This is a genomic window from Nostocoides australiense Ben110 (genome assembly GCF_001050535.1).
Lineage (GTDB): Bacteria > Actinomycetota > Actinomycetes > Actinomycetales > Dermatophilaceae > Nostocoides_A > Nostocoides_A australiense.
In genome coordinates this window covers 2,700,495-2,704,463 of sequence record NZ_HG764815.1, presented here as the reverse complement: position 1 = coordinate 2,704,463, position 3,969 = coordinate 2,700,495, and the positions used below count along the sequence as shown (strand labels likewise).

Annotated in this window: 5 protein-coding genes; all 5 read right to left on the bottom strand. The window is 70.7% G+C overall.

Annotation, left to right across the window (positions count from 1 at the left end; genetic code table 11):
* Window positions 1-1,366, bottom strand: a 1,366-nt coding sequence (locus tag BN11_RS13030; protein ID WP_407667984.1) for a DEAD/DEAH box helicase, incomplete at its 3' end; no start/stop codon positions are given.
* A gap of 202 nt (window positions 1,367-1,568) precedes the next feature.
* Window positions 1,569-2,243: a ferritin-like fold-containing protein gene (locus BN11_RS13025; RefSeq protein WP_048698347.1), complete on the bottom strand. Its 675-nt coding sequence runs from the start codon at window positions 2,241-2,243 to the stop codon at window positions 1,569-1,571.
* A 140-nt stretch (window positions 2,244-2,383) separates the two neighbouring features.
* The gene (locus BN11_RS13020; RefSeq protein WP_048698343.1) at window positions 2,384-2,653 is read right to left on the bottom strand and encodes a GlsB/YeaQ/YmgE family stress response membrane protein; all 270 of its coding nucleotides are present in this window, start codon (window positions 2,651-2,653) and stop codon (window positions 2,384-2,386) included.
* Window positions 2,654-2,835: 182 nt separating this feature from the next.
* Complete coding sequence (locus BN11_RS13015) at window positions 2,836-3,057, bottom strand: DUF3107 domain-containing protein (RefSeq protein ID WP_048698342.1); 222 nt, start codon at window positions 3,055-3,057, stop codon at window positions 2,836-2,838.
* A gap of 128 nt (window positions 3,058-3,185) precedes the next feature.
* Window positions 3,186-3,821, bottom strand: coding sequence for a TetR/AcrR family transcriptional regulator (locus BN11_RS13010; protein WP_048698341.1), 636 nt, complete (start codon window positions 3,819-3,821; stop codon window positions 3,186-3,188).
* Window positions 3,822-3,969 lie beyond the last annotated feature (148 nt).

Sequence of the window (3,969 nt, the reverse complement as noted above, 5' to 3'; positions counted from 1 at the left end):
GCTCGCCGCGCTGGCCCTGCGAACGTCCGCCCTGGGAGCGGCCGCCGCGTCCCGCCGAGCGCCCCCGCGCACCGGAGGACTTCGACGGACCCTCGATGTCCTCGATCTCCTCGGCGGCCAGGCCGGCGCGCGTCTGCGCCGACTTGGGCAGCTTGCCCTTGGCCTCGCGGGGGATGTCGAGGTCGGTGTAGAGGTGCTCGGAGGAGGAGTAGGTCTCCTGCGGCTCGGGGATGCCGAGGTCGAGGGTCTTGTTGATCAGGCCCCAGCGGGGGATGTCGTCCCAGTCGACGAAGGTGACGGCGACGCCGGTGTTGCCCGCCCGGCCGGTGCGTCCGATGCGGTGGACGTAGGTCTTCTCGTCCTCGGGGCACTGGAAGTTCACGACGTGAGTGACATTGTCGACGTCGATGCCGCGCGCAGCGACATCGGTCGCGACGAGCACGTCGACCTTGCCCGAGCGGAACGCCCGCAGCGCCTGCTCGCGCGCGCCCTGGCCGAGGTCGCCATGGATCGACGCCGCGGCGAAACCGCGCTCGGTCAATTCGTCGGCGACCTTGGCCGCGGTGCGCTTGGTGCGGCTGAAGATCATCGTCAGGCCGCGCCCGCGGGCCTGCAGGATCCGCGCGAGCATCTCGGTCTTGTCGAGCGCGTGGGCGCGATAGACGAACTGCTCGATCGCCTTGACCGTATGCTGATTCTCCCCCTCCTCGCTCATCGCCCGGATGTGCGTCGGCTGGGTCATATAGCGTCGCGCGAGCGCGACGACGGCCCCGGGCATGGTCGCCGAGAAGAGCATGGTCTGCCGGCCGGCAGGGGTCAGGGCGAGGAGCTTCTCGACGTCGGGCAGGAAGCCGAGGTCGAGCATCTCGTCGGCCTCGTCGAGCACGACGATCCGCGCGTGCGCCAGGGTGAGGTGGCCCTGGCCGGCGAGGTCGAGCAGCCGTCCCGGGGTGCCCACGACGACCTCGACGCCCTTGCGCAGGGCCTCGACCTGCGGTTCGTAGGCCCGCCCGCCGTAGACGGTCAGCACCCGCACCCCGCGCTGGGCGCCGGCGCGCTCGAGATCCTTGGCGACCTGCACGGCCAGTTCACGCGTGGGCGCGACGGCCAGCGCCTGCGGGGCGCCGGGGGCCGGCAGGGCGGCATACCCCTCATCGCCCGGGGCGACGACGCGCTGCAGCATCGGGATGCCGAAGCCCAGCGTCTTGCCCGTGCCGGTCTTGGCCTGGCCGATGATGTCGTGGCCACCGAGGGCGACCGGCAGCGTCATCGCCTGGATGGGGAAGGGGGTGACGATGCCGTGCTCGGCCAGGGCGGCGACGATATCGGGGTGCACGCCGGAATCGGCGAAAGTCTTGTCGGACAACGTTATTCATCTCTCGATCGGGACCTCGCCGCGCAGGCGGCGGGCCGGGGGAGGAGCCGATCGGAGGTCTTCGTGCCCGAGACGGAAGCGTCTCGCGCGGGGTCGCCGGCCGTGTGCCAGCGCATGATTCGTGCCGACCGGGCACCACGTGCTTACGCGGCTAAGTCTAGCCTTAGCCGGGCGCGGCCACGTCCGGGGCCGCTCACGCCTCCAGGCCGAGGGCGGCCATCCGTTCGGTATGCCGCCTGGCCAGCCGCGCGAACAACTCGCCGAGGGCCACCAGATCGAGCTGCGGGCCGGAGCCGGTGAGCAGGGTGGTCAGCGACTCCCGCTGGGCAGCGACGGTCTGCGCCTGCGACACGGCCTCGCCGTGCAGCCGGCGCGCCCACAGCGCCAGCCGACCGCGGACGTGCGGGTCGGACTGCATACCCTCCGCGGCCAGCCGGACGAGCACCGCGCTGCGCTCTCGATCGTCCATCGCCGCCTCGATCGCCGCCCGCGACTCGGCATCGACGAATCGGGCGATCTCGCGCGAGAAATCGGCCGCGATGCCGTCGCCGACGTAGGCCTTGACCACCGCCTCCAGCCAGGTGCCCGGCCGGGTGCGTTCGTGGTATGCCGCGAACACGGGGGCGTACGGCGCCATCGCACCCTCCGGATCGCCGCCGAGTTCGCGCAGGCGGGCGAGGAGGAGTTCGTAGTGACCGAACTCGACGAGCGCCAGCCGGGCGAAGGCCTCCCGTCCCGCCACCGCGGGCGCCATGTCGGCGTCGGCCGCCAGCCGCGAGAAGGCGGTCAGCTCGCCGAGGGCGAGCATGCCGAGCAGGTCGACGGTGGCGGTCCGGTCGGCGGAGTCGGGGCAGGAGACGTCGGACACGGATGACGAGCGTAGCCACCCGGGATGTCGCCCTGGTGACCGGCTCGGGGTGATCGGCTCGGGGCGATCGGCAGACAAGCGAAGCGGCCGGACCCCGAAGGGCCCGGCCGCCGTGTGGTGCAGCTAGATCGTGCAGCTGGTCAGCGGATCTGCTTGTTGCCGGTCATGGAGCCATAGCCGACGATGAGGCCGGCCGCGACGAGCACGCCCGCGATGAACGGGATGAACTGGAAGCCGCCGTTCTCGTTGTCGTAGCCGAGCTTGTAGACGAGCCACGACGCGATCAGCGAGCCGAGGATGCCCAAGATGATCGTCACGGGGAGGGAGATCCCCTGGCGCCCGGGCAGGATGAGGCGGGCGAGCCCACCGATGATGGCGCCGGCGATGATGGCACCGATGATGGTGATCACAGGAACCGCTCCTTTCGAAATGTGCCCAGTGGTCGGGGCAATCGTGGACCCGCGGATTCGGATCCGTTCACGCTCAACCATCGCATGGCGAGGACCGTTCCATGCGGATTAGCGGTGCGGTTGTTACCGATGTGTGGCGCCCGCGCACCCGCCACGGGTGAAAGCCACCGACGGGACGGTGGCTAGGCCCCGAACCCGACCCGGCCCTTGAGGGACTCGCCGATGTCGACATAGCCGATGGCGGCGGCGGGGACGATGACGACCCGGCCCTTGGCGTCCTCGAGGCGCAGCGGGGTGCCGTCGGTGACGGCGGCCCGGACCAGTTCCTCGACGCGCGACGCGCTCTCCTCCGGCTCGATGCTCACCTCACGGGCGACGTTCGCGATGCCGATCTTCACTTCCATACGGTTGCTCCTTGGTCGGTGGCCGGCCCGGCTGCCGGGGACGACCCCGAACACGCGATCGGACAGGCGGTTGCCAGAAGTCAAACACACCAGGCCCCGTGGCATTCCCACCCGGGTGGACGCCCGGGTCAGGCGGGGGCGACGAAGCGCGCCCGTTGGCCACCGACGCCGCGCCACGCCAGCCGGCCGATGATCTCGACCGCCAGGTCGAGCGGGATCGTCCCGTCCCGCAACCAGGACCGCGCCGAGACCTGGGACATGCCGACGAGCCCTTGCGCCACCAGCCGGGCCACCGGTTGCGGCAACTCGGTGTCGAGCATGATGCGCCGGGAGATGGCGTCCACGCAGGCCTCGGTCGCCCACCCGATGCGTTCGCGCACCGCTGCGACCTCGTTGAGGTCGGACTCGAAGACGATGCGGAACGGCTCGTCCTCGCGCGCGACGAAGTCGAAGAACGCCCGGATGCTCGCGTAGGTGCGGTCCTTGTGGTCGTCGCTCTCGTTGAGGGCCGCCTCGACGAGCTCGACAAGGGCGGCCGTGTGCTTGTCGACGAGCGCGAGATAGAGCTCCAGCTTGCCCGGAAAATGCTGGTAGAGGACCGGTTTGGAGACCCCTGCCCGCTCGGCGATGTCTTCCATGCCCGACGCGTGGTAGCCCTTGTCGACGAAAACCGACTGGGCGGCCTCGAGCAGCTGGGCACGGCGCTCGAGGCGGGGCAGACGTGGCCCGCGCGTGGTGTCGGCCGCGGTGAATTCGCGTGCCATGTATCGCCCTCCGGTCGTCTGCCGGGTGGTTGGTCCGCGCGCGCGGACGGACCCGGTGGCGCCAATACTAGTGAGTAGGCTCGGACGGTGACGTGCCATTTCGAACCGCGAGCTACTTCGGGTCTGCCGTGACCCGCCCGCCGGATCG